24 protein-coding genes, 1 rRNA gene and 1 riboswitch are annotated in these 24,014 nt (G+C 46.8%); of the genes, 7 read left to right on the plus strand and 18 right to left on the minus strand.

Features of this window, described 5'->3' with window-relative positions:
* Positions 1-170 precede the first annotated feature (170 nt).
* The 14 genes from QF049_RS19050 to QF049_RS19115 all read right to left on the minus strand — a co-directional run bounded on the left by QF049_RS19050 (position 171) and on the right by QF049_RS19115 (position 13,475).
* Positions 171-476, minus strand: coding sequence for a PAS domain-containing protein (locus QF049_RS19050; protein ID WP_307539728.1), 306 nt, complete (start codon positions 474-476; stop codon positions 171-173).
* A gap of 71 nt (positions 477-547) precedes the next feature.
* Positions 548-1,243 carry a methyl-accepting chemotaxis protein gene (locus tag QF049_RS19055; RefSeq protein ID WP_307539730.1) on the minus strand — a complete coding sequence of 232 codons (696 nt, stop codon included), beginning with the start codon at positions 1,241-1,243 and terminating at the stop codon, positions 548-550.
* A 1-nt stretch (position 1,244) separates the two neighbouring features.
* The gene (locus QF049_RS19060) at positions 1,245-1,751 is read right to left on the minus strand and encodes a PDC sensor domain-containing protein (RefSeq protein WP_307539732.1); all 507 of its coding nucleotides are present in this window, start codon (positions 1,749-1,751) and stop codon (positions 1,245-1,247) included.
* A gap of 409 nt (positions 1,752-2,160) precedes the next feature.
* The gene (locus QF049_RS19065; RefSeq protein WP_474200047.1) at positions 2,161-3,000 is read right to left on the minus strand and encodes a MetQ/NlpA family ABC transporter substrate-binding protein; all 840 of its coding nucleotides are present in this window, start codon (positions 2,998-3,000) and stop codon (positions 2,161-2,163) included.
* Positions 3,001-3,064: 64 nt separating this feature from the next.
* Positions 3,065-3,736, minus strand: coding sequence for a methionine ABC transporter permease (locus QF049_RS19070; RefSeq protein ID WP_307539735.1), 672 nt, complete (start codon positions 3,734-3,736; stop codon positions 3,065-3,067).
* The gene (locus QF049_RS19075; protein ID WP_307539737.1) at positions 3,733-4,542 is read right to left on the minus strand and encodes a methionine ABC transporter ATP-binding protein; all 810 of its coding nucleotides are present in this window, start codon (positions 4,540-4,542) and stop codon (positions 3,733-3,735) included. The genes QF049_RS19070 and QF049_RS19075 overlap by 4 nt, the downstream gene beginning before the upstream one ends.
* A 131-nt stretch (positions 4,543-4,673) precedes the next feature.
* Complete coding sequence (locus QF049_RS19080; protein WP_307539739.1) at positions 4,674-6,977, minus strand: outer membrane protein assembly factor BamB family protein; 2,304 nt, start codon at positions 6,975-6,977, stop codon at positions 4,674-4,676.
* A gap of 101 nt (positions 6,978-7,078) precedes the next feature.
* The gene (locus QF049_RS19085) at positions 7,079-7,873 is read right to left on the minus strand and encodes an energy-coupling factor transporter transmembrane component T family protein (protein ID WP_307539741.1); all 795 of its coding nucleotides are present in this window, start codon (positions 7,871-7,873) and stop codon (positions 7,079-7,081) included.
* On the minus strand, positions 7,848-9,419 hold the full coding sequence (locus QF049_RS19090; RefSeq protein WP_307539744.1) for an ABC transporter ATP-binding protein: 1,572 nt from the start codon (positions 9,417-9,419) through the stop codon (positions 7,848-7,850). Before QF049_RS19090 ends, QF049_RS19085 begins: the two co-directional genes overlap by 26 nt.
* A complete protein-coding gene (locus QF049_RS19095) occupies positions 9,420-10,013 on the minus strand; it encodes an ECF transporter S component (protein ID WP_036672660.1) in 594 nt (197 codons plus the stop codon). It lies immediately after the preceding gene.
* A gap of 512 nt (positions 10,014-10,525) precedes the next feature.
* Positions 10,526-11,194 (minus strand): pectate lyase, encoded by a 669-nt coding sequence (locus QF049_RS19100; RefSeq protein ID WP_036606151.1) that lies wholly within the window; start codon positions 11,192-11,194, stop codon positions 10,526-10,528.
* Positions 11,195-11,543: 349 nt separating this feature from the next.
* Complete coding sequence (locus QF049_RS19105) at positions 11,544-12,419, minus strand: radical SAM/SPASM domain-containing protein (protein ID WP_307539747.1); 876 nt, start codon at positions 12,417-12,419, stop codon at positions 11,544-11,546.
* 131 nt (positions 12,420-12,550) lie between these two features.
* A complete protein-coding gene (locus QF049_RS19110) occupies positions 12,551-13,249 on the minus strand; it encodes an aspartate/glutamate racemase family protein (RefSeq protein ID WP_307539749.1) in 699 nt (232 codons plus the stop codon).
* 70 nt (positions 13,250-13,319) lie between these two features.
* The gene (locus tag QF049_RS19115) at positions 13,320-13,475 is read right to left on the minus strand and encodes a hypothetical protein (protein WP_307539751.1); all 156 of its coding nucleotides are present in this window, start codon (positions 13,473-13,475) and stop codon (positions 13,320-13,322) included.
* 149 nt (positions 13,476-13,624) lie between these two features.
* Positions 13,625-13,727: riboswitch (TPP riboswitch) on the plus strand.
* 176 nt (positions 13,728-13,903) lie between these two features.
* On the opposite strand from QF049_RS19115, the gene QF049_RS19120 reads away from it, so the two are divergent.
* From QF049_RS19120 to QF049_RS19150, 7 genes are all read left to right on the plus strand, one after another.
* A complete protein-coding gene (locus QF049_RS19120) occupies positions 13,904-14,671 on the plus strand; it encodes an ABC transporter ATP-binding protein (RefSeq protein ID WP_307539753.1) in 768 nt (255 codons plus the stop codon).
* Positions 14,658-15,470 carry an ABC transporter permease gene (locus tag QF049_RS19125; RefSeq protein ID WP_373428271.1) on the plus strand — a complete coding sequence of 271 codons (813 nt, stop codon included), beginning with the start codon at positions 14,658-14,660 and terminating at the stop codon, positions 15,468-15,470. Before QF049_RS19120 ends, QF049_RS19125 begins: the two co-directional genes overlap by 14 nt.
* A gap of 153 nt (positions 15,471-15,623) precedes the next feature.
* Positions 15,624-16,697 (plus strand): ABC transporter substrate-binding protein, encoded by a 1,074-nt coding sequence (locus QF049_RS19130; protein ID WP_307539755.1) that lies wholly within the window; start codon positions 15,624-15,626, stop codon positions 16,695-16,697.
* 978 nt (positions 16,698-17,675) lie between these two features.
* Positions 17,676-18,488, plus strand: coding sequence for a hydroxyethylthiazole kinase (gene thiM, locus QF049_RS19135; RefSeq protein WP_307539758.1), 813 nt, complete (start codon positions 17,676-17,678; stop codon positions 18,486-18,488).
* Positions 18,485-19,297, plus strand: a complete 813-nt coding sequence (gene thiD, locus QF049_RS19140; protein WP_249913847.1) for a bifunctional hydroxymethylpyrimidine kinase/phosphomethylpyrimidine kinase — start codon at positions 18,485-18,487, stop codon at positions 19,295-19,297. Before thiM ends, thiD begins: the two co-directional genes overlap by 4 nt.
* The gene (gene thiE, locus QF049_RS19145) at positions 19,297-19,962 is read left to right on the plus strand and encodes a thiamine phosphate synthase (protein ID WP_307539760.1); all 666 of its coding nucleotides are present in this window, start codon (positions 19,297-19,299) and stop codon (positions 19,960-19,962) included. Before thiD ends, thiE begins: the two co-directional genes overlap by 1 nt.
* A gap of 305 nt (positions 19,963-20,267) precedes the next feature.
* A complete protein-coding gene (locus QF049_RS19150; RefSeq protein ID WP_307539762.1) occupies positions 20,268-21,011 on the plus strand; it encodes a MerR family transcriptional regulator in 744 nt (247 codons plus the stop codon).
* A gap of 562 nt (positions 21,012-21,573) precedes the next feature.
* Here QF049_RS19150 and QF049_RS19155 read toward each other — a convergent pair.
* The 4 genes from QF049_RS19155 to rrf form a co-directional block, all read right to left on the minus strand.
* Positions 21,574-22,056: a hypothetical protein gene (locus QF049_RS19155; protein ID WP_307539765.1), complete on the minus strand. Its 483-nt coding sequence runs from the start codon at positions 22,054-22,056 to the stop codon at positions 21,574-21,576.
* Between the two features lie 328 nt (positions 22,057-22,384).
* Positions 22,385-23,041, minus strand: a complete 657-nt coding sequence (locus tag QF049_RS19160; protein WP_192132572.1) for a deoxynucleoside kinase — start codon at positions 23,039-23,041, stop codon at positions 22,385-22,387.
* On the minus strand, positions 23,038-23,661 hold the full coding sequence (locus tag QF049_RS19165) for a deoxynucleoside kinase (protein WP_017690540.1): 624 nt from the start codon (positions 23,659-23,661) through the stop codon (positions 23,038-23,040). Before QF049_RS19165 ends, QF049_RS19160 begins: the two co-directional genes overlap by 4 nt.
* Before the next feature lie 188 nt (positions 23,662-23,849).
* Positions 23,850-23,966 (minus strand): 5S ribosomal RNA (gene rrf, locus QF049_RS19170).
* Positions 23,967-24,014 lie beyond the last annotated feature (48 nt).

A 24,014-nucleotide genomic window follows, 5' to 3' on the forward strand; every position in this document is an offset into this window, starting at 1 on the left:
TCAGGATTTCATGCATTCAATGAATGTTGTCAGATTCATGGTCGCAGTTCCCCAGTACACAAATCATAGTATGCCGGACTCCCTTATTCAATTGACGATATTGACCATTTTTTTGAAAATAATTACTACTTTCAGCTAACATACCCTTATCACCAAACAACGATTTTTTTTCATGAAAATTCATCATTAAATATGCTGATATAAAAAAGAGAATCATCCAAATGAACCGATGTAATCGTAACTTGGGCTTCCCACACTTCCTGATCGGCCTTCATCAGTTTGGCTACGCCGGACCAGGTCTGATTTCCTCTCCAGTGGGTATCCATTAGCAATCGGGCAGGCTGGCCTATGGTGCCCTCCCGTGAGAATCCTGTTTTGGTTACATAAACGGAATTCACATCCAGAATCACACCCTCCTCATCTGTAATCATGACCGCATCCGTTAGCAGTAAGAAGGCTTTGAGTTCCAGTTGCATGGTTGTCCACTCCCTCTAATGAAACATGATGTGATGCTGTCCCTGTGTGATACTCTCTTCTACGATCCCGTTTAATACTTAAACTGTCTAATCAGGCGCTGCAGCTCTTCAGCCAGGGTAGACAAGCCACGAGCCGATGAAGAAATCTGCTCCATCGCTGCCAGTTGCTCCTCTGAGGAAGCGGCCACTTCTTCGGAAGTTGCGGCGTTGCCTGACGCAATGCCTGCCAACTCATTGGATACAGCAGATACTTCCTGTACACCTGCTGTGATCTCTTGCGACGTGGCAGCAATCTCTTCAATCTGAGGTGTCGTTTCCCGCATGCTATCCAGAATACGTTCAAACTTCCGAATCGCTTCTGTAGAGATGTCCATGCCCTCTCCAACCTCTGAAGTCACCTTCTCCATCATGCGAACGGAAGCAGCCATATCTTCCTGTACCGCCGTAGTCAGCACGGTGATTTCATTGACGGACTGCCCGGATTGCTCTGCCAACTTGCGAACCTCTGCTGCTACAACAGCGAATCCATTGCCATGTGTACCTGCACGAGCAGCTTCAATGGATGCGTTCAGCGCGAGCAGGTTTGTCTGTTTGGCTATATTTCCGATTAACTCCGTGATCGCTGAAATTTGGTGTGATCGTTCATATAACGCCTGAATCAATTGGTTTGTCTGTTCTACCGTCTCTTGAATCGATTGCATCTGACTCACCGTCTGCTTGACGGTGTTGCCGCCTTCTTCTGCTTGTACGGTTGTATGTTTCGCCAAATCAGCGACATGTCTCGGCAGAAATATAAGGGTCTGTAACAATGACCTGCTCTGGATTTCCCATTGCTTCGGTATACCATGGTCTTACTCGGGGATCGTAATCCTTGGGCATCTCTGCATCAGAGGACATCAGATACACTCCTGCCTCTGTGCCTACACCTATGGTGATGATGTCTTTGTTCTGTGCAGCGTACCCCTTCAATTCGTTCACAACCCGAACCTCTGCATCATCTTGACGTAATTGCTCTGCAAGTGTATTCGCATAATATTCAATGTGATTCCGCTTGGTATTGACTGAAAGATCTATCGTTGCACTGGCAAGGTTCACATTTTCCATCGCACTATGTAAAATTTGCTTCTCCACTTCATCTTTTGCACTGTTATACGATAAAACTCCAATACTTAACGAAGGAATGGCCAGGAAAGCAATAAAGGACACCACCAGCTTGGTCTTAAAGTTCTTATGCATCTTGTTGAACCAGGTCGATTTGCTATTTTTTTGGGACAAATTTCTCTACCTCTTCCAGATTAATTTTAGTTTTACTTGATCTACTTATAAGTTGAACTAGTGATTATTTACACTTGCCACTCCGATGACAATCGCTGAATGATTCATACAACTTATTTAGCTCTTGTAAAGCTCTCATAGATTGTAAACCATCTATTTAAAAACTAGGTCTCACTTCTTGTAAAAAACACTTTTACACTAAAAAACTCGAACAAATCTCTTCATTTATAATCCTAAAGAACTATTTTCAACCAAATTATACGAAAAAACTATTAAATAAAGTGTTCCGGGGATATGACCAAATTGTTAACTTTCTAAATACTTATTAATAAGCATGCAGATGACAAAAAAAAGATCCAAGCGTTATCGCTCAGATCTAAAGGTTATTTACATTGGACCAACGTATTCTCTATTCAAATGCCGGGATCGCAATATCTGCATATTTCTCTTCGAAGAAGGCTTTGACCTCTGGACCTGCCATACGTTTAGCCAGTTTCTGGATCGCTTCGGAGTCCTTATTATCCTCACGGGCAACCATGGTGATCGCAAAATGGGAATCATCCTTCTCGGTTAACAATGCATCCTTTTTCGGTGTAAGACCGAGCGGACTGGCATATGCCGGTGTCATGGCTACCAAATCAGCATCATCCATCATGCGAGCCAGCATCAACAAGTCCACTTCCTCAAACTTGAAGTTCTTTGTATTCTCGGTGATGTCTGCCTGTGTGGCGTTAAAACCTACGCCCTCTTTCAGCTTAATCAATCCGTTCTGCTCCAGCATCACAAGAGAGCGACCAATGTTGGAAGGATCGTTTGCAATTGCAATCGTTGCACCTTCTGGCAATTCCTCAATCGTTTTGTACTTTTTGGAGTAGCCGCCATAGATGGCATTATAGATAGGCTGTACAGCCACCAGATTGGCATTGTTCGCTTCATTATACTGGGTCATGTAAGGCACATGTTGGAAGAAATTTGCATCCACTTCCTTATTCGCGAGTGCCGTATTTGGTTGAACGTTATCTGATAACACAACAACTTCCAAGTTGACGCCATCTTCCTTCAAAAGCGGTTTAACAATATCCAGCACATCTGTCATCGGTGGAATCAACGTAGCTACTTTCAACGTAACTTCTTGTGCAGCTTGTGTGTCTTCCTTTGTTCCTTCAGCCGCAGGTGTTTCTTCTTTTTTGCCACAAGCAGCTACAACCAGCATTACTGCAAGCAACATAAGCATCATTTTTACTTTCATTTCATGTCTACCCCTCATCGTATAATCTGTATTGGTTATTCGTAATAATACACGGTCCTACCGTTCAGGATCTGCGATCCAGCCAGTGGGACAGTCTGCTACCTGTGAATTGGATCAACTGTACCAGGATAATCATAATGATGATCGTAAATACCATAATCTCCGTTTCGAAGCGCTGATAACCGTAGCGAATGGCAAAATCACCAACCCCGCCGCCACCTACAATACCCATCACCGTCGAGTAAGAGATGAAGCTAATCGTAGCTGTCGTGAGTCCCAGTACAAGACCAGATCGTGCCTCCACGTACAAGAATTTCACCACGAGTTGCATCGTCGATGCCCCCATGGAAGCAGCAGCTTCAACCACTCCCCTCGGTACATCCAGCAACGCTTGTTCCACCAGTCTGGCGTAGTAGGCAATCGCAATGACCGAGAGTGGCACGGTTGCCGCCAGCGTACCGATGGACGTTCCCGCAACAATCCGTGTGAATGGAATCATGAATACAACCAGCAGTAAGAATGGAAACGAACGAATGATGTTGACGACACTACCGAGTACAAAGGACAGCGTTTGATTCTGATATCGTTGTCCTCTCCGGAATAAGTATAGCAGAGTACCCAGAGGTAACCCGATCAGAACAGCTGCCGCAATGGAGATGCCCACCATGACAAAAGTCTCTCCGATCGCCTGCCATATCTCATGCTGATACTTCAGCACAGACTCAGGTAACTTCATGACTTGTCCTCCTGTTCTGCCTGACGGAACAAAGACGAACCTGCCATCCCATATTCGTCACCCGCAAGCAAGGAGGTCAGCAGATCAGGCTGCGGAGCGGGGATACTGCTCACTTCCGTTTTAGACAACGTACGAACGAGTCGCCCATCCTTCATGACGGATATCCTGTGACATAGTCTGCGAGCCACTTCCATCTCATGCGTTACTACAACAATGGTCACGCCCAGCGTTTCATTGATATGTCGCAGCACATCCAGGATACCATTCGTGGTCTGTGGATCAAGCGAAGAGGTCGGTTCATCACAGAGCAGCACATCCGGACGACTGGCCAGCGCTCGCGCAATCGCCACACGCTGCTTCTGTCCTCCGCTAAGCTGAGCAGGATATTGACCCGCTTTGTCTTCCAGTCCAACAAACCGCAGCACCTCAAGTCCACGTTCAACTCGCTGCGCACGGGGCATACCCGCAAGCTCCAATGGCATGCAGACATTGCCACTCACCGTTCGGTTACTGACAAGATTGAAGTGTTGAAAGATCATGCCAATGGATCTTCGTGCCTGACGCAGACTCTGTTCATTCATCTGGGTCAAGTGCTGCCCATTCACAACAACCTCACCATCATCCGGCTTCTCCAATCCGTTGAGCATCCGCAGAAGCGTGGATTTGCCTGCACCACTCGATCCGATGATGCCATGTATTTCTCCTTGTCCCACTTCGAGGGACACCGAGCTTAATGCTTCGAATCCCTGATCTGCACGGGAACCGCGCTCGATATAACGTTTGCTTACACCATATAATGAGATCATGGAGAGTCCTCCCGTGAATGATCATGCATGGTTCTTCAAGAACACATGAAGAAAGCCCGCACAGCCGATAACCGGAGCGCGAGCAAGCCTGTTCATTTATAATAAATCAACATCCCTTACGAGACAAGCTTTTAAGGTGAGATTGCCTCCTGCAGGCGGCTGGCTTCATATACACGAAAACGCCCGTTGGACGAACCCACATACACTTCATTACCGATCCGGTTAATCATTCCATTCTTCGCATCCCGGTCCCGGTGCTCCGGGCTTCCCATCACAACGTCATGTACACGACCTAACAATGCTCCATTATTTTTATTCATTACGAGAAGATTTTCGTCCATGGGCAGCAGCAACTGATCATCAATGACCAGATAACTTCCCTGATTCGTCGGATGCCTTAGTGTTGCAATCGCATCTTTGGCATTCCAGCGCGTCTCCCCCGTTTTATAATCCACAGCCGCCGGATAGCCATTCTTAATCACATACAACTGATCCTCTTCCACCAGTCCTCGTTCAATCTTGCCCTTGAGTGTCCAGCGTGTTTTGCCTGTCTTGGCATCATACAGGGTGGTTGTAAAATCTTCATATTCTCCGTAATGATCGCCGTTTTTGTTCTCACGGATCAACAACATGCCATCATTCAGCTCCTCAAATCTCTGTCCTGCCCGAGCAGGAAATTGGGCAAGCTTTTTCCCCGTGTTCAGATCAAGCAGAAGCCACTGATTGTCTAGTGATAGCCATCTTTCAGCATTCGTGGTTGCAAAGGGATCCCGACGTTCGATTCCATCAAAATATGGATCATTCACAAATTGTTCTATGGTGGATCGTTTGGCCTTCAAGCTCCATACAATTCGGCCCGATTGCGGATCGGCTGCAACCAGCTTATTCTTTTCCCAATACAACACATAGGGGTCATCTGCACTCTTGTTCAACAATTCATAACCCGTAGCCAGTTTTCGCGTCCACAATGTTTTTCCGTTTGCACTGTCCAGAACCGTTAACCAACTGTTACTTGAGCTCTCAACAACTGGGTTATCTACAACCACAACGTTCTTAGCAGCGGTGATGCCATTTAGTCTAAAATTTTGCTTAGGAGTGTACGTCCACGTGACCTTTCCGTTCTTCAAGTTCAGATGACGAATACGATCCACGTATTTTTTCTTATCAGGGTCATAATCGGTGTAGATTGTAACGTTTTTGCGCTCTGCATCCACCTCTGCCTGCTGTCTTCCAAAGCCCCCGTTGATCTCCCATAATTGCTGGCCGGAATGTCGGTCAAGAGCATATATGGAACCTTCGTAGTAATCCCCGCTAAATCCACCGTCATCCCCTTTCATCAGGAGCACATCATCCGTGGCTGCTTGTAAAAAAGTGTAGTTAATATCCCCCTGGTTGGTCCATACCGGTTTCCAAGGGATTGTCGTTGGCAGTGTTGTGCCATAGATTTTTGTTGTAAACCCATATTCATCCGCCCGACTGATGTTCCAATCGGAAACGACAGCATTTTGATTATCCTGTGCTAAATTCCAGCGTGTTCTGACCAGTCTGCCATTCTTGTTGAATGTGACCAGAAATTGCGCATCTTCCCGCTCATATCTCCAGGTCTGTCCAATACTCATTGAATAACCCGTGAAATTTAGATTGCTTGAACGCTCTTTCCAATCCGGCTCGCCTAACCACCCAGCCACTTGTTTGGAGGTGGTTGCCTTGTTCAGCTTAATATCTGTCAGATGGCGTATAACCGAAGTTGGCAGCGATGTATCCTGTTGGAACCAACCATCCTCCACATTCATCCGCTGTTCTATAGCCTGTGCCTTGACCCAGAAGAGTCCTGGCCGATACGTGAAGGATTCTTTATTCCAGACTCGTGGAGCAATGGAGACCCCATACCAGCCTTTCCACTTTGCAACAATAACAGCCTTATCTGTTAGCGCTTTCTCAAAAGACCAGGTTGTAGAACTATCCGGAGCCAGATACAGCTTACTGCCTGATCGGAGCGTGAAGTTTTGGGGAGCTGATTCCGTCATGCTTCTGCTCTCCTTCAGGGCATACCAACTTGGCAGCCAAAAGTCTCCATGATCGGTTGACTTAAGCTGCACCCACTCGCCTCGAACCGAGGCTAACGTATACTTTTCGTTTTTTGTTGTATAGTATTCAATTCCCAGCTGGTCAGCAGCCACACTGCCGTCCCTTCTGTTTTTGAACAAAGGTATGTCATTCATGAGTGTAACGATATCTCCTTGTTTGTAGGCCAACTGTGTTGATAAGACTTGAGAACTTGCACCCAAGGCTTGTGGCGTTGTAACCAAAGCTTGTCCTCCAAGCACAACCATCTTGGAATCCAGCAGCATCCAGCCCGTCAACAGCACAGCTGATAATCCAGTCATGGTAATCCATTTATACCCCGTTCTCTGCCAGTCAGGACCCGTCTTCACTCTCGTTCATCCCCATCCATTAGAAGTTATTTCCAATAGAGACGCAGTAAAAAGGAAAAAGTTACCGTTTACCTCAATATATTTCTATCTATCTCCCAATATTACCTTACATCCACCATCGTAGCATGATAAGGAAAGGTAACCCCGATGTAATAAGCAGCTGTTAAGGTGAGCATATAATAAAATACAAACCACAGATCAGCTCGCGAATAGCCCATCTGAATGTAATACGTTCGGCTCGCGCCATCCGTAAATCCTTTCGCTTCCATCGCCACCGCCATTCGCTGTGCACGGCGAATACTCTGTGCCAGCAGCGGAATAGCGTAACGCTTGAGTGTACCATACACATTCCAGCGAGAGCCGCGTTGCCGTGTTCCACGAATACGAATAGCGTAACGGAGCGTCTGGAATTCATCCAGCAAAATCGGGATCATGCGCATCGCGGCCAGAAAGCTATAGGCATATTTTGCGGGAAGCCGCCACTGCTGCATCAGGGAATAAAACAGTCTCACAGGCTTGGTCGTAAGACCAAAGAGTAACCCAGCCGCGGCCATAGTCAGCGAGCGAAAACCCAAGTGTAGACCGCGATAGAAACTCTCTTCGGTTATGTGGATCAATCCCCACTTATACCATGTGGTCTCGCCCTTACCAAACATCATCATGCCTGTAGACGTGGAGATAAAAACCAGAATAAATGGTGATGCATACAGTATAAATCTGTACCACGGATGACCTGTCCAGCACAGTAATAGCATCATCGCCACCGCAACGTTGGCCATTACATTCAGATTGTGAATGAGGATAACGATGACAAACATCATCGTCAGAATGATCATCTTTAATCCCGGATTGACGTTATGAAGCCAAGTTTCACGGTGAGGAAACGACAGTTGCATCAGATAACCTCCCCTCATCCACCGTCCAGATTCGGGTGCAATATCTTTTTACAATTTCACGATCATGGGTAACCATAACAATGGCTGTTCCCTCTCTCCGCAATTGCTCCAGCTGTGCTAACATGGCAAACGTATTGCGGGCATCCTGTCCAAAAGTAGGTTCATCCAACAGCAGTATTCGCTGCTCTCTCACCAGTGCAGAGGCAACGCTCAAGCGTCGTTTCTGCCCCATCGATAATTGGTAGGGATGGCGCTCGGAGAGGTCGATTAGTCCAAACTGATTCAACATATGATCAGTTCTGACATGTCTTTCTTCCGTTGTAAGCCTGCCCCCCAGCAATGAGAATTCCACTTCTTCCGCGACCGTGTTGGTCACAAATTGAAACTCCGGGTTCTGAAATACAAACGCGATTCGATCTGCAAGCTGCTCCGTTTTGCCAGAAGGCTGACCTTCCACCTCATAATGACCTGTTGTTTTCAAGATATTCATCAGAGATAACAACAATGAACTCTTGCCAGCTCCATTAACTCCGACAATACCAATCCAGTCTCCATGCCATACCTTGGCCTGCTCCACCTGAATGAAAGGTGTTTTCCCACGCCATCCGGTGAACTGTTGCAAGTCCAGTGCAGGCTGATAGGTGGATGATACAGGTGATAAGGATGAGACGTGAGATATGGGGGATATACCCGGTGTATCGGATAAACCAGACGATTGCTGTGCTTCCAAACTTGAGATGCCTTGGTCCACACACAATTGAAGCTCTCCAGAAGCACTTCTCTCTTCTTCCTTAGCTGCCTGCTCGTGCTCATCCCACACACCCGGATACCAGATTCCATAAGCCTTCAGCTTGCCCCGTTCATGCGTAAATACCTGCTGTGCTGGCCCATCCGCCACGATCTTTCCTTCAGGTGATAACACAATAATTCGGTCGACCATATCCACAATCTCGTTAATTTTGTGTTCAACGATGATGATCGTTTTGTCACTGGCGATCCGTCTGACGGTATCCCACACCTGGGAAGTCCCCTCATCATCCAACAGTGCAGTGGGTTCATCCAAAAACAATACCTCCGGGTCCATGGCAAGCATCGAAGCAATCGCGAGACGCTGCTTCATCCCCTGAGACATGGACTGGATCAATACACGATTCTGTTCAAAGGATAACCCCACTTGTTTCAGATAATATTCAATCAGAGCAGGCATCTCTTCACGCGGAATATTTCGGTTTTCCAGCACAAATGCGATTTCTTCATCCGTAAAGGACATACAGAACTGGGTATCCGGATCTTGAAAGACCACTCCTGCTTTGGCGGGAACCTGAATATCATCACATTTCATCGGAATCTCAACCGAACGTGGTATCAGACCGCTCAAAATTTGCAATAACGTCGATTTACCGGAGCCACTCGGGCCAAGCAACAGCACTTTCTCTCCTTGACGCACAGAAAGAGACAAGCCTTGAAATACCAAGGCTTTCTCTCCCGGGAACTTGCATCTTAGATTTGTCACACTTACCGCTTGCGAATTCCCCTCTACGCTCATCTAATCCAGCGCCTCATAATCTTGTTTGGATACTGGTCTGAGTGAGCGTGTTACACCGGTCAGTTCCAATGCTTTGGCGAGATAATAAGCAAACACTCCTGCAATCAAGATGCTTCCGATGAAGCGGAATCCGATAAATAACGTATAATTCCAGGCCGAGAGTGAATCAATATACCCGTACTGATAATCCAGCAAAAGCGAAGCCGCTGCGGCTCCTATGGCTGCAAGACAGGTGACAAACAGATTGGTTTTGCGATACAGGAATGCTGCGAAGAATATCTCGGCTCCCAATCCTTGCAACAGACCGTATACAAGTGTGGACATGCCCCATTCACTGCCCAGAAAAGCACTTACCGTTGAAGCCGCAACTTCGGCAAGAATAGCCACGCCTGGTTTACGAATGATAACAAAAGCAAACGTGCCCGCCATAAACCACATGCCGTAGATCATCTGCTCCGCATGAACACCAAATGGTTTCATCAAGTCATATGTAGGTCCCCATATCTTGTAAATCACCCCAAACACTACTGCGATCACGATGGTTACCAGAATATCCGTTAGTTTCAATCGCTTGTTGCCTGCTGTTGTTGCCATGTTCTCTACGTCCTTCCTTTGTTCCCTGTGGGGGTTATCAAAATAAACGAAAAAGCCTCCCCGGTTCCGGGCAGGCCTTACGTACAGTGTACAATCCTCACAATGATGTATTGGATGGTTGACGCAAAGACGGAATATCAACCAGCTCCCCTCCCCCCTGGCAGATACACCACCAAAGTTCAAAGAGGTCTGTTGTTCATCCACGTTCATTCCCACAATTCACCCTTACATATTGTAATTCCATGTTCTCTACGCTGGCATTACCCAGATCAGATGTACGGTCAGCGGCACAAGGCCACTCTCTCAGCCCAACTTCATTGAGCTCCCGGTTCACTTATTTCATTGCTTCTAATGTACATCAGTTGGGTATTTGTGGCAATGGTCTCTATAAAAATCAAAATTTGGCATAGGAAAAGGCATCCCCCTGGATGCCTTTTGGACATACTTCACGATGTGAAATAGCTACCTTATCCGTACACGCCTTCAATCCGTATTCCAAGGTATCCCTGTTCTTAATATTGCGTGTTCCCAGACTGGCTCGTTTTCCCTGAAGCAAACCCCTTGAACAACGTTGGTACTTTGGAATAACGGGTATTCGTAATTTTCCCTTGTGATGTACTGCTGTCTGTACGCATAATCGAATCTTTCACATTGGAAATGTTGGAGTTATCCAGCGTCATGTTAACTGCAAAGGAAGTTCCACCGTTTTGGCGAACCAGTTTGCCAATATCATCTGCACGGAAATTTTTGATGTTAATCGTCCCGGCTGCATTCATCTGGAACACTTTATCATAAGCCTTATACGCTGCCCCACCGGTAATGTTAACCGTTCCAGCCGACTTCAATGTCAGTGCATCCTCGCCCACGTCCTGCCAGACTACATTCGATATATTACAGTTTCCATAACAGTGAACACCATCAGCAGCTGGTGATCCAATGTTTACGTTTTTGAGCGTGGCCCCTGCCTCCAGACGGAAGACTGGCTTCTGATTTTCTGCTTGAGATCCGTCGCCCAGTGTGGAAGGATTGGCTACAAATGTTTTACCTTGGCCGTCATAGGTCGTGCCCTTTGGAACCACAATGGTTGAATTTACAACGGTAGGTGCAGCCGCAGCCGGAACGGCACCAAATATAGAAGCAACCAAACCAGCGGACAGCAACAACGTCAACATTTTTTTCATTACTTTATTCCTCCCTTATTCTCTCGTTATTTGGTATTGTACAAGCCTGAGCTTGTCCTGGAAGATCGTCAGAGGTGCACCTCTGTCCGACCCACAACCTAATCCTACCAAATAAGGAAGGTAACTAGAATAATCATTAGATCAGATATATTATGACATCGCGCAATACCTGTCATATCGGCATTTTTTGCATTTCAGGTCCCTCAAGCAATATGCTGATATCAACCTCTGGTATGCTCATTTGTAACGTATGTACCCCTCACTTTAATCCCCGATAACAAAGAAAGACCACTACATTTGTCTCCAAATGTGTGATCTTGAATGGCTTCTGGCTTGCTGATATAAGATATCAGGCTCCGAATCTCTGACGATAACCGCACTTTCGACACAACTCTTCCACAGCTTCCCGCCTGGAGAAGCCATATACCAGATTGTTCGCTCGCTCACCCTCAATAATCTCCGAGAATGACTTCTCGTGCACATTACCCAGGTTAATTACACCCTCGCCATCGAGACAGCATGGAACCACCGTTCCATCCACAAGCACAGCTGCCTGACCACGCAATGCATGGCAGAAGCCTTTGCCGTCATCTTCAGGTGCATCCAGACTTGGCCACTGGAACTCATGGTCCTGATTCAGGTATACATTCGGGGCAATTTTGACCCCGCTGCCTGGAACTACTTTTTCCTCAATGCGGAAGTCCAGATTGAATTCACGTTCCAGTACTTCAAGGGTCTCCCGATTTCGATTCATCTGAGCATTTGTGAAGTTATCCTGCGTCAGATTCCACAGTCGGAATGAGATGATGACATTGTGCTTAACGGCCTCGTGTACAAAGGACAAAATGTTGCTCAGGTATCCGTCACGGTCGGTTGAACCTTCATGCCCATCGAAGCTGTGCAGGGAGAAATTCATCTGCCGCAGCGCCGGTTTGCCAAGCAATTTATGCTGAGTCTTGGGCAATAGTGTACCATTCGTTGTAATGTTAACCTTGAGTCCCTTCTCATGTGCGGAATCGAGCAACAGATCTATTTTGGGATGCAACAAGGGTTCGCCTTTGACATGTAGATAAATATGTTTGGTGTGTGGTTTAACTTGTTCCAGTATATTGTTGAAGACTTCAGGGTCAATGAATCCTTTGGCACGCTGCGTCTGCGGACAGAAGCTGCAAGCCAGATTGCAGATACTCGTGATCTCAATATATACTTTTTTGAACGTTTTCAACTCGGGTCCCCATTCTGCCTAGGAGGGAGAACAATCCCACCTGCATTTTGTGATCCGGCCTATACGGGCCATCCCTATTATATCGGGTTCATGAGCCGAGGTAAATCAGAGAACTGGTTTATCTGGTTGTGTCAAAATGATTTGGCTAGTGCCAAATTAACAGATTCAATCGCATGAATACGTGTTGTATCAAATAATGGAACTTCTGAATCCTCTACTTTTACTAATAATCCAATTTCGGTGCAACCTAATATGATCCCCTCAGCTCCATCATCAACTAGCCTTTGGATCACCTTTTTATAATAATCCCTTGATAAGGGCTCAATTTTCCCTAAACATAATTCCTCATATATTATTTTATTGATAACTTTTCTATCCTCTTCATTCGGTATCAAAACCTTAATACCATTAAATTCAATTCGTTTTTTATAAAAGTCTTGTTCCATCGTATATTTAGTGCCAAGTAAACCAACCGTACTTATTTTGGACTTATGAATTTGATTTGCTGTTGAATCAGCAATATGTACAATGGGTAAACGCACTTTTTCTTCAATATGTTTAATCACTTTATGCATCGTATTTGTACAAATTACAATCATTTCTGCTCCTGCCTTTTCCAAAGACTGAGCAGCATTCCCTAATAATTCACCAGCACTTTCCCAATCACCTTCAGCTTGATAACGCTCGATTTCTTCAAAATCCACGCTATATAAAATGCATTTGGCTGAATGCAATCCTCCCAATTTTTTTTTCACTTCTTCATTAATAATTCGATAATATTCTAACGATGACTCCCAGCTCATTCCACCAATAAGACCAATCGTTTTCATATACACTCCCCCTTCCATTTAATACATTCCGAAAGCAGTATATAGAAATTTAATAGATATTGTACCGTATCTATCTGATTAAATAAACCTGCCCCAGTAAGAGGAATAGAGGGACCTGGAGCAATTCCGGCAACGGATTATTGATTATTGCTTCTACCCGAATGATCTGGCTGTACAATCCGAATAATCTGACCGGACCATTTTCACGGCTGCTTGGTTTACTCAATCATATTCCCTCCCATGTCGTAATTGTCTTGGACGAAGCGTATTATGAATCCGCGGAAAGCCAAGATCAGTACTCACATTCTTTCCGAGCGCCCCCTTTACATTCCACTTGCATGTGATATATGCTGAACACACAACTGCATATCTTGAACATTGCACTAGGGGAGCCTTACGGCTGAGACGAATCGAATGATTCGGACCCTTTGAACCTGATCTGGATCATACCAGCGGAGGGAAGTGGAGCGGCCTTTCAGTAAGCGGATTTTTTCATGTTGATGATGAAATTTAATGTGAATTGAACTTACAGACCCACTCATTTCTCCGGAAATGGGTGGGTCTTTTTCGCGTTCTGCGGGCAGATCAGAAGGTGTAATTAAAGATCCCGCAGTTTGAAGTTGAATTTGGAATAACAAGGGGGAACCGAACGAGATGGATAATAACATAACCATTCACAACATGAGCTACGCTTTCCCGGGAAAAAGGGATTCCCCCGTGCTCTCCAATGTGTCGATGCGTGTAGCCAACGGCGAATTCGTCTCGCTCATCGGCTCCAGCGGCTCCGGTAAAAGCACCCTTTTCAAGCTGCTGGCAGGCCTGCTTGAGCCAACCCACGGAACCATAGAAATTCCTTGGGTCCCTGAAGGAAAGCGACTGGGGCAGGTGGCCTACATGCCACAAAAGGACCTCCTGTTATCCTGGCGAACCGTCATGGAGAATTGCATGCTCCCCGCTGAACTTGCTCCAGAGCGGCAGGATAAGGGAAGAATTCGCGCGGACATTCTGGCTGGGCTCGACAGATTTGGCCTATCCGGCTACGCGAATGCTTACCCAGACGAGCTGTCGGGTGGCATGCGCCAGCGTGTCGCGCTGCTTCGTACTTTGCTGACAGGTGGCCAACTCATGCTGCTGGATGAACCATTCGGCGCACTCGATGCCTTAACCAAACGGGAGATGCATCGCTGGTTGTTGGAACTGTGGGAGGGCTTTGGCAAAACCGTGTTGTTCATAACGCATGACATTGAAGAGGCGCTGCTGCTCAGTGATCGGATTATCCTGTTAACTCCGGGGCGCCAAGGCCAACAGCTACAGGATTTGACGGTACCTTTGCCACGTCCAAGACATTCGGACATGATCTACGAACCGACACTCGTTCAGATGAGACGACGACTGGAGGAACAATTGCATGCGAGAAGGTAACTTGGGAGACTGCATGAAGGATAGCGTAAGGCGTTGGCTTGCCCGTTATGGTCTGTTTCTTTGGCTCCTGCTCTTGCTGCTTGTCTTCTGGGAGTGGATTGTGCGTATGGAATGGGTGCCCTCCTTCATCATTCCAGCCCCAACGGCGATTGCCAGCTCCCTGTATGAGCATCGCAACCTCCTGCTGGCTACACATCTGCCTGCTACCTTAATGGAGGTTGTTGTTGGTTTTGGCTTGTCCATTGGTGCCGGAATTGCACTTGCAACTGGTATGCATATGAATCGGTCGATTGAAAAAGCGTTATATCCCTTCATCGTAATCAGTCAGACGATCCCGCTGATTGCCCTGTCCCCCGTCTTCATCCTATGGTTTGGCTACACGCTGTGGAGCAAAGTCGCCGTGGTGTTCCTGATCGCCTTCTTTCCCATTGTGGTCAGCACCTACGATGGACTTCGCCAAGGCGATCCAGAGCAGCGTGAACTGCTGCTCACCATGGGTGCCAGCAAGTGGGATATTTTTTGCAAACTCCAGATTCCACTGGCACTTCCCTCTTTTTTCTCGGGGCTAAAGATGTCTGTGGTGTACTGCGTGGTTGGGGCAACGATTGGCGAATGGCTCGGTGGCAGCAAAGGGCTCGGATACTTCAGCCGCCGCATGTCCAGCAACATGAACACGGATGCGATGTTTGCAGCTATTGTGCTGTTATCCCTGCTGGGGATCGTTTTGTTTGTACTGATTGCCTGGCTGGAGAAACGGTTTAACACACGGTGGCATAGAGGCAAAAGAAAGACTGGATAATCTTCGAGAGTGAACCCGATTTAATGATAGGAAGTATGATTTCCAAACACTTTTTTCACATATCAGCAATTATGTTTCAGTCATCACGTTGCCCGTTAACATGCTGCTGTCCATTTTCTACAAACCCAAACGATGAAATGAGGAACTTCATTTATGACTAACAAAGGTATATACTCCCTGCTTCCCATCATGCTCATTAGCCTTTTGCTGATAGTCAGTGGATGCAGCACCACGAATACCAGCAATAACACGCCAACAACAGACTCTGCAACCAATGCACAACAAACAGACAAGTCTGCAACCGAACCAGCATCAGACGCCAAAGATAAACTGTCCATCATGCTCGACTGGTACCCGAATGCAGTACACTCCTTCATCTATGTGGCTCAGGAAAAAGGGTACTTCGCAGACCAAGGTCTGGATGTCGAAATTCAGATGCCTGCGGATACCAATGATTCACTCAAACTTGTTGCTGCCGGTAAAATTGATCTGGCTCTAAGCTACCAGCCCCAAATCTTGCTCGCGCGTGGCGAGAACATTCCTGTACGATCCATTGCTGCTGTTGTTCGGCATCCACTTGTGCATCTGTTAACCGAAGCAAATGGCAACGTGAGTTCACCCAAAGATCTTGACGGTAAAACTGTCAGTTATTCTTCGATTCCACTGTATGAAGCGATGGTACGTACAATGATTAGCCATGATGGCGGCAATCCCGATAACATGAATCTGGTTGACGTTGGATTCGATCTGATTCCTTCACTGGCTTCCGGACAGGCGGATGCAATTATGGGTGGTTTTATTAACCATGAACAATTGATTCTCGAGAAAGAAGGCCATGCCATGAAATCGATTAACCCTGTCGACTATGGTGTGCCTGATTATTATGAATTGGTCCTGACCGCAAGTGAAGCTGGCATTGAAGCAAAAAAAGACCAACTTACCCGGTTCGTCAAAGCGATCCAGGAAGGACAGAAATATGTAACTGAGCATCCAGAAGAAGCCTTGAATATTCTGCTCGCTCATGAGAATCAAACGTCTCCGCTTGACCCGGAGATCGAAACCAAAAGCCTGGCTATTCTACTGCCACTCATGAATGAAGAAGGCCAACCGTTTGGCCGGCAGGAAATGGCGTCCTGGGAGAATGTACGTGCATGGCTCGTTGAACAGGATTTGATTCCTGAATCGGTGAAAGCCGAGGATGCTTTTATTAATCTGCAAGGAGAGTAAATAAAGGAGAGCAACGTGAATAAAGGAAAAGTGACTGAACGCAAGGGAATGAGAGCAATGTGATCAAAAGCAAAGTTAGCAAGAAACGTGAGGATCGGATGCAGGAAGTTTTGCGAAATGGAATTGGCCTGAAGCAAGCATCTGAGGATCAGAATTTTTAACAAGCCTAAGTGGCTTGATGTGCATCAGAGCAGCTTGATATGCGTTTGGGTAGCTTGTTGATATGTATTTGGTACGAACATTAGCGCATATCTTCAAACCTACTGGGAGCTAGCTCCTTAATGTGCTTGGAGTAGAGCATGCAGCGAGCGCTAACGAATCTGTGGCTTTCTATTCAAGGATTTGGAGCGTTTGCAGAAATCTAAGAAATCTGAGACACGCTATATCAGAATAAACAGCTATTTAAAGCGTTTTTGTTAGGAATTCTGGGAAATAACGTGTCTGATGTTCCTTACATTTCAAAAGGAGGACCTGACAGCAAAATAAGACGTCCTGTGTTCTTTAGAAACCATTAATTCGCAAGCAATTCGTCAGATGAGCTGCCAGAATGATCATGGTCTTAGTATTGGTATTGGCTTCAAGACACTCGTTGGACGCTAACGTCCGTCACCATATCGCTTGCCTGAGTTTGGAAATACCCTGGGTTCACTTTCTGTATTTTGTATTGTTGCGTTTTTGTACTGCGGCGGTTCTGTCAATTTACTTTTTATATGAATCCAACCTTTAGCTGTTTCAATCAAGGCTGGATATAAATCAAAATGATTCAATTCATCTATATTCAGGTACAAAAATCCATTTTTAGTGAGTTATGAAATTGATTTATATCTTACGTTTCTGCTTTTATGCTTAATGCCTCTCGTTGTCATTACACTCTGCGCCCCAACTCAACAAGGAGACTCATATCCTATTATTCTGCTGAGTGACTCCAGATATCGGACTTCCGCCGATGGGGTTACTTCAAAACAAGGAGGAAATTATATGTCTTATCTGGAACGTGTTCGTACGCAAAATCCGCTGGTACACAATATCACCAACCTTGTCGTGGCTCCCTTCACAGCCAATGGTCTGCTTGCACTAGGTGCGTCCCCTTTTATGGCCTATGCTCATGAAGAGGTCGCTGATGTCGCCAAGATGTCAGGAGCCGTGGTACTCAACATCGGTACACTCGATGACAAAGTCGTTCAGGCGATCCGTCTGGCAGGCCAATCGGCTAATGCGCATCACGTGCCTGTGGTGCTTGATCCGGTTGGAGCTGGTGCGACCACCTATCGTACAGAAACCGTGCAGATGCTCGTTCGTGAGCTTCGCCTCACGGTGCTGCGCGGCAATGTGGCGGAAGTCGCCAATGTCATCGGTGAGAGCTGGAGTATTAAAGGTGTGGACGCAGGATCAGGTGAAGGTGACCGGATTGGAATTACGGAGCGGGCAGCTCATAAACTTGGCTGTGTTGTGGTCATTACCGGAAAAGAAGATATCATTACTGATGGACAATCCACATTCCTTACGAGTAATGGTCATGCCCTGCTCACTCAGGTCACAGGTGCTGGCTGTCTGCTCAGTTCGGTGATTGGTGCTTTTACAGCCATAGCGGAATCAGGAGCCGATCTTCTAGGCAGTGTTGTTGAAGCGCTCGCGTTTTATGGTGTAGCGGCTGAACTGGCGGCAGAGCGGACAGCTCATCAGGGGCCAGGCAGCTTCCAGATTGAATTGTTGAATCAACTGGCACAAGTAACACCAGACCTCTTGGCAGAACGCGCACAAATCCGTCAGATCCGTGGAGGTGCAATATGAGCATTGCTCAAGCGCTAACCATTGCAGGTTCTGATAACGGGGGCGGAGCAGGAATTCAGGCCGATCTGAAAACGTTCCAGGAGCTTGGCGTATACGGCATGACCGTTATCACCGCTATTGCTGCCCAAAATACCACAGGTGTGCAGGGCGTTTTTCCCATCCCTTACGATGGCATTGCCCAGCAATTGGACTCGACCGGCGAAGACTTTCAACCAACCGCAACGAAGACCGGCATGTTATATAGTGCTGAGATTATTCGGCTAGTTGCTGAGAAATGGCAGCATTACCGTTGGTCTAATCTGGTCATCGACCCCGTGATGGTCGCCAAAGGCGGTGCCCCTCTGCTCCAGCAGGAAGCTGTACAAGCGCTGGTTACGGAGCTGTTGCCCCATGCCCTGATCACAACACCTAATATTCCTGAAGCGGAATTGCTTACCGAGATGTCTATCACGAATCTGAGTCAGCGAGAAGAAGCCGCAAGACGGATTGTACAGATGGGCTCAACGTATGCTTTGGTCAAAGGTGGTCATGATGAAGGAAGTGGCATGATCGTGGATGTGCTCTACGATGGGCAGTCTTTTCATTACCTGGAGAATGTTCGTGTGGTAACACGTCATACACACGGAACAGGATGCACGTACTCTGCGGCCATTACCGCAGAGTTAGCCAAGGGTTCACCTGTTCTGGCTGCCGTTACGACCGCGCGAGCATTCATTCAGGCAGCCATCGAAGATGAGCTGGGGATTGGGGCCGGGCATGGGCCGACAAATCATTTTGCGTATCAGCGCAGACAACGGGGTGAGCAGTGATGCGCCCTTGGGATGTAGAAGCGGTACGCCGCGCGATGCAGGTGTATTTGGTGATGGGCAGCGTTAATACAACGCAAAACCCTGTGGAAGTGCTGCGCCAGGCCATTGCTGGCGGCATCACGCTGTTCCAGTTCCGTGAAAAGGGAACTGGCGCCCTGGTTGGCAAAGCTAGCATCACGCTTGCGATGCGGCTTCGCGAGGTGTGCAGCCAGCACGGGGTCCCGTTCATCGTGAACGATGATGTGGAGCTGGCTGTAGCGGTGGAGGCCGACGGCGTGCATGTCGGCCAGGAAGATGCGGACGCGGCGCTAGTACGCGCCCGCATTGGAGATGGGCGGATGCTTGGCGTATCCGCCCACTCTGTGGATGAGGCGCGCCGTGCGGTGCAGGCGGGCGCCGACTACCTTGGCGTCGGGCCCATGTACCCGACGCGCTCCAAAGCGGATGCCCACGCTGTGCTGGGCCCCGCAGGGGTGGCGGAACTGCGCGCCGCAGGCATCGCAGTTCCGATTGTGGGTATCGGCGGCATTACGCCCGATACCACGGCCGCCGTGATGGCGGCTGGAGCCGACGGCGTAGCCGTCATCTCCGCCATCGCGGGCGCGGCCGATGTGCGCGCAGCGGCTGTGCAGTTCGCTGCGGCAGTGCGCGGGATGCAGGCGTAGCCCTGCTCTCCCTGCACTGCCAGCCCCGGGGGCTGCACCGAATACATGGTGCAGCACACAACTGCTCACGCTCCTCTCCATAACAGTGGAGCCTCCCCCCCTGCGGCGCGGCAGTCTATGTCTTCGACTTAGAAGCGCATCCGCTCCCCTACAGTGACTGAATGATACAATAATTCAGTCACATCTATTCACCAATCCATGATCAAGATGCAGCCTCCATGCTCGCATCTTGTTTTTTCATTTTCAACGGTTGACTCTCACGTAACGTGACACTGTAGAATCGATGTTGTAAGGAGGTTTCACACATGGCCATGAAGGTAAAAGAAGTTGCCGAACTTGCCTCGATCAGTGTGCGCACACTGCATCATTATGATGAGATCGGACTATTAACCCCGGACGAAGTGACTTCTGCCGGATATCGATTATATTCAGATGCCAACCTGGAACGGTTGCAGCAGATACTGTTTTTCAAGGAACTCGACTTCTCTCTGAAGGAGATCAAAAACATTATAACCAACCCCTCCTTCAATCCGGAAGAAGCACTTAAAATGCATCGACTTATACTGCTGGAGAAGCGCCAACGCTTGGACCAGATGATTGCTACCATTGATAGAACGGTTTTACACGTGAGAGGAGAAATTAAAATGACAGCCAAAGAACAATTCGAAGGATTTGATTTTAGCCAGAATCCGTATGAACAAGAAGCGCGGGAACGTTGGGGAGACCATGCCGTCGATCACGCCAATCAGACGCTGCACAGTAAATCAACCACAGATCAGAAGGCTCTATCCGAACAAATGAACGAAATCTACAAACGTCTGGCTTCACTTCGTCACACAGAACCAGCATCTGTGGAGGCACAGGCCGGCATCCAAGAGTGGTACACTTGGCTAAATCAAATGGGAAGCTACTCACCTGAAGCCTTCAGAGGACTTGGTCAGATGTACGTGGACGATGAACGTTTCACACGTAATATTGATCAGTTTGGCGATGGATTGGCAGTATTTATGAGAGATGCCATGGCTGTATTTGCTGACCAAAACAAATAATATAGACCTGTCTTCAACCACATACAGTATTATTCAACTCTCATATGCCTTCAGATGTGCACTGTAAACGATAGTCTGGAAGTTACACCCCTGTCCTGTAAAGGTAAAATATTCTCGTCATCAGCTTTATTCGCAGTAAATGACCCTTGGGATATTTGGACCTACCTTCTGGGGTGACCACATCTTTCTTGTAATTAACCTTATGAACATGTTGGATATATACTAGGGTTAAGTGGTAAGTAATTTAAATCGATCCGAGTTGTTGCAACAGTTATGAGCCATATCCCACCTCCTAACTGGTAGATCACAAAAGGGACGTACGCCCTAAGGCGTATCGTCCCTTTTGTATATGCAAGTAACTCAGCCGCAATGTGAACATGCCTAACTGCTGCTCACTCTGAGTACTTTATAAATATCTTTTAGTGTAGATGCTCTTTACTACGTTTTTCTTCTGCTCCCAGTCCTTCGATATAACCGTTTCCCCAGATGCTTAGGAAGATGATATTAAGTTTCTTCTGTCAAACGTTCTTCATTTTGCTACCAGCGTCCACCGTCTATCCGATTAAGCTCTTGGCGCGTGATCCGATGAAGATGCATCCGTAGCTAGACTAGTTCTCGCCATCCGGCCAGGAATCTGCCATGCAGATACAATCGCAAGCACGATGAATAACAAATCAATCGGTTGACTGAAATACTCCTGGAAGGTTTCCACAAACGCACTGATCATCTCGCTATCAAACACGAGTTCCATCACGCTTACATCACCAAACAGTTCAGAAGTAAAATAAACCACCGTCAGATATTTCCCCAACAAAATGCCTACGAGCGCAAACAGTACGGCAATAATCTTATGTACTGTCGCAATTCGTTTATTGGAGAACAACACAACCGCGTAGCCTGTGAGTGCTCCAATCAAAATCGCAATTAATCCTACCTCATACTCGGTCATTGCAGCAATAGCTGCCCATACGATGCCTCCCAGAATGGCTGCAATTAAACCACCAATGATCGGCATACCGATTTTAACTCCTTGTTTCTCTTCCACGTTGTCTTTCCCTCCTGAGTCATGCATATGCTTCTTTTCCAGAATTCACCTTTCCTATGAAACCACAAAAAGACCTATTATTCAACATTTTTCTACTTTTGGTGACCATGTATTTATATAATAGAAAAGATATATTAAGCATCCATTTCCTTATTCGCTCGAATATATCATTTTAGTTTTATCCACAAACATCTCATAATCATTCCCTTGGCACATAAAAAAACATCCCTCCAACAGCATAATTGCCGTAGAAGGGATGTTGTCCATATCTGTATCATAGATATAACCAATATAACCGAGAAAACTACATTGAAAAGCTCTCTCTATCTTACCTTTGTACTTCCTTGGAAGGCTGAATGACAGCTGCAATCTGTGCCAAAATGGCATCCACCGATGCCGGATCATGCACATCATACTCATCAATGTTCAGACGTAGCACAGGGCAAGCCGTAAACTGATCAATCCACACGGAATAGCGCTCGTGCATGTGCTCCCAGTACGAACGATCCGTCTGAATCTCCATCTCACGTCCGCGTTCCGTAATTCGGTTTAAAATCGAAGGCAGACTGCCTTCCAGATAGATCAGCACGTCTGGATGTGGGAAATACGGTGTCATTACCATCGCTTCAAACAAACTGCTGTATGTCTCGAAATCTGTAGCAGACATGGTTCCTTGATCTGCATGCATTTGTGCAAAAATGCCCGTATCTTCATAGATGGAACGATCCTGAACGAATCCCCCACCTAGTTCAAAAATCTTCTTCTGTTCCTTGAAGCGCTCTGCCAGGAAATAAATCTGCAGATGGAAGCTCCAACGCTCAAAGTCATGATAGAACTTCTCCAAATATGGATTATGATCCACTTGCTCCAAAGAAGTCTTGAAATTCAAACGCTGTGCAAGCGCAGCCGTTAACGTGGATTTACCCACCCCAACCGTACCTGCTACCGTAATTAATGCATTCGATGGAATGCCATAGTTATTCATATGATATACTCCTTTACCTGATTAACAATCTGCCTGAAGTGCTCAGGATGTTCCACAAAATCGAGTTGCTCTGCATTGACCTTAATGATTACTGGTGGATTTGAGCTATTCGCCAGATAGTCCATGCCTGTTTTGTAATCAGCGATCAGTTGTTCCATATATGCCGGGTCCATATCCTGCTCAAATGAGCGTCCACGCTTGTTAATGCGGTACATCAACGTATCGAGTTCAGCTTCAATATAGAGCACCAGATTGGGCTTTGGCAGATCATCTGTTAACAGATGATAGATTTGACGATACTTATCCCGTTTCGTTCCCTTTAAGGTACGATCGGCAAAAATCATATTTTTATAGATATGATAGTCTGAAATGACTGGGGTATTCTGCTCTACATAATGAGCGCCCGTGTCTTCCAGTTGTTTAAACCGATTACACAGAAAAAACATTTCCAATTGGAAACTCCACTCGTCGATATCCTGATAAAAGGAAGCCAGAAATGGATTCTCTTCTACGATTTCTTTAACTAACGGAAGATTCAATTCATGGGAAAGCATCGTTGCCAGCGTTGTTTTCCCCGCTCCGATCGGACCTTCCACGGCAATAAACGGGGCTGATTTCATCGTGTTCACTTTTCCTCCTCGTACTTATGCGTGTTTCCGTTTTCTATATAGACCTCACCTATTGTATCACAGCTTTAAGGATTGGAACGCCAGTATTTTATGTATATAACAAGTCAAATCGGAAATTATGAATTACATTAAAACACAAAAAAGACACACTCGAAATCATTCAAGTGTGTCTTCCTATTGCTTGGCGGCGTCCTACTCTCCCAGGACCCTGCGGTCCAAGTACCATCGGCGCTAGAGGGCTTAACGGTCGTGTTCGGGATGGGTACGTGTGGAACCCCTCCGCCATCGCCACCAAACGCATAGCTTACATTTCAGAGATCGTTCTCTGAAAACTAGATTCGAAA

The sequence above is a fragment of the Paenibacillus sp. W4I10 genome (assembly GCF_030816325.1).
Classification (GTDB): Bacteria; Bacillota; Bacilli; order Paenibacillales; family Paenibacillaceae; genus Paenibacillus; species Paenibacillus amylolyticus_B.

What these genes read in the sequence shown, in the direction of transcription:
- QF049_RS19050 (WP_307539728.1), bottom strand. Translation starts at nt 476, where the DNA reads ATGCAACTGGAACTCAAAGCCTTCTTACTGCTAACGGATGCGGTCATG.
- QF049_RS19065 (WP_474200047.1), bottom strand. Translation starts at nt 3,000, where the DNA reads ATGAAAGTAAAAATGATGCTTATGTTGCTTGCAGTAATGCTGGTTGTA.
- QF049_RS19070 (WP_307539735.1), bottom strand. Translation starts at nt 3,736, where the DNA reads ATGAAGTTACCTGAGTCTGTGCTGAAGTATCAGCATGAGATATGGCAG.
- QF049_RS19075 (WP_307539737.1), bottom strand. Translation starts at nt 4,542, where the DNA reads ATGATCTCATTATATGGTGTAAGCAAACGTTATATCGAGCGCGGTTCC.
- QF049_RS19085 (WP_307539741.1), bottom strand. Translation starts at nt 7,873, where the DNA reads ATGCAACTGTCGTTTCCTCACCGTGAAACTTGGCTTCATAACGTCAAT.
- QF049_RS19090 (WP_307539744.1), bottom strand. Translation starts at nt 9,419, where the DNA reads ATGAGCGTAGAGGGGAATTCGCAAGCGGTAAGTGTGACAAATCTAAGA.
- QF049_RS19095 (WP_036672660.1), bottom strand. Translation starts at nt 10,013, where the DNA reads ATGGCAACAACAGCAGGCAACAAGCGATTGAAACTAACGGATATTCTG.
- QF049_RS19100 (WP_036606151.1), bottom strand. Translation starts at nt 11,194, where the DNA reads ATGAAAAAAATGTTGACGTTGTTGCTGTCCGCTGGTTTGGTTGCTTCT.
- QF049_RS19110 (WP_307539749.1), bottom strand. Translation starts at nt 13,249, where the DNA reads ATGAAAACGATTGGTCTTATTGGTGGAATGAGCTGGGAGTCATCGTTA.
- QF049_RS19120 (WP_307539753.1), top strand. Translation starts at nt 13,904, where the DNA reads ATGGATAATAACATAACCATTCACAACATGAGCTACGCTTTCCCGGGA.
- QF049_RS19125 (WP_373428271.1), top strand. Translation starts at nt 14,658, where the DNA reads ATGCGAGAAGGTAACTTGGGAGACTGCATGAAGGATAGCGTAAGGCGT.
- QF049_RS19130 (WP_307539755.1), top strand. Translation starts at nt 15,624, where the DNA reads ATGACTAACAAAGGTATATACTCCCTGCTTCCCATCATGCTCATTAGC.
- thiM (WP_307539758.1), top strand. Translation starts at nt 17,676, where the DNA reads ATGTCTTATCTGGAACGTGTTCGTACGCAAAATCCGCTGGTACACAAT.
- thiD (WP_249913847.1), top strand. Translation starts at nt 18,485, where the DNA reads ATGAGCATTGCTCAAGCGCTAACCATTGCAGGTTCTGATAACGGGGGC.
- thiE (WP_307539760.1), top strand. Translation starts at nt 19,297, where the DNA reads ATGCGCCCTTGGGATGTAGAAGCGGTACGCCGCGCGATGCAGGTGTAT.
- QF049_RS19150 (WP_307539762.1), top strand. Translation starts at nt 20,268, where the DNA reads ATGGCCATGAAGGTAAAAGAAGTTGCCGAACTTGCCTCGATCAGTGTG.
- QF049_RS19160 (WP_192132572.1), bottom strand. Translation starts at nt 23,041, where the DNA reads ATGAATAACTATGGCATTCCATCGAATGCATTAATTACGGTAGCAGGT.
- QF049_RS19165 (WP_017690540.1), bottom strand. Translation starts at nt 23,661, where the DNA reads ATGAAATCAGCCCCGTTTATTGCCGTGGAAGGTCCGATCGGAGCGGGG.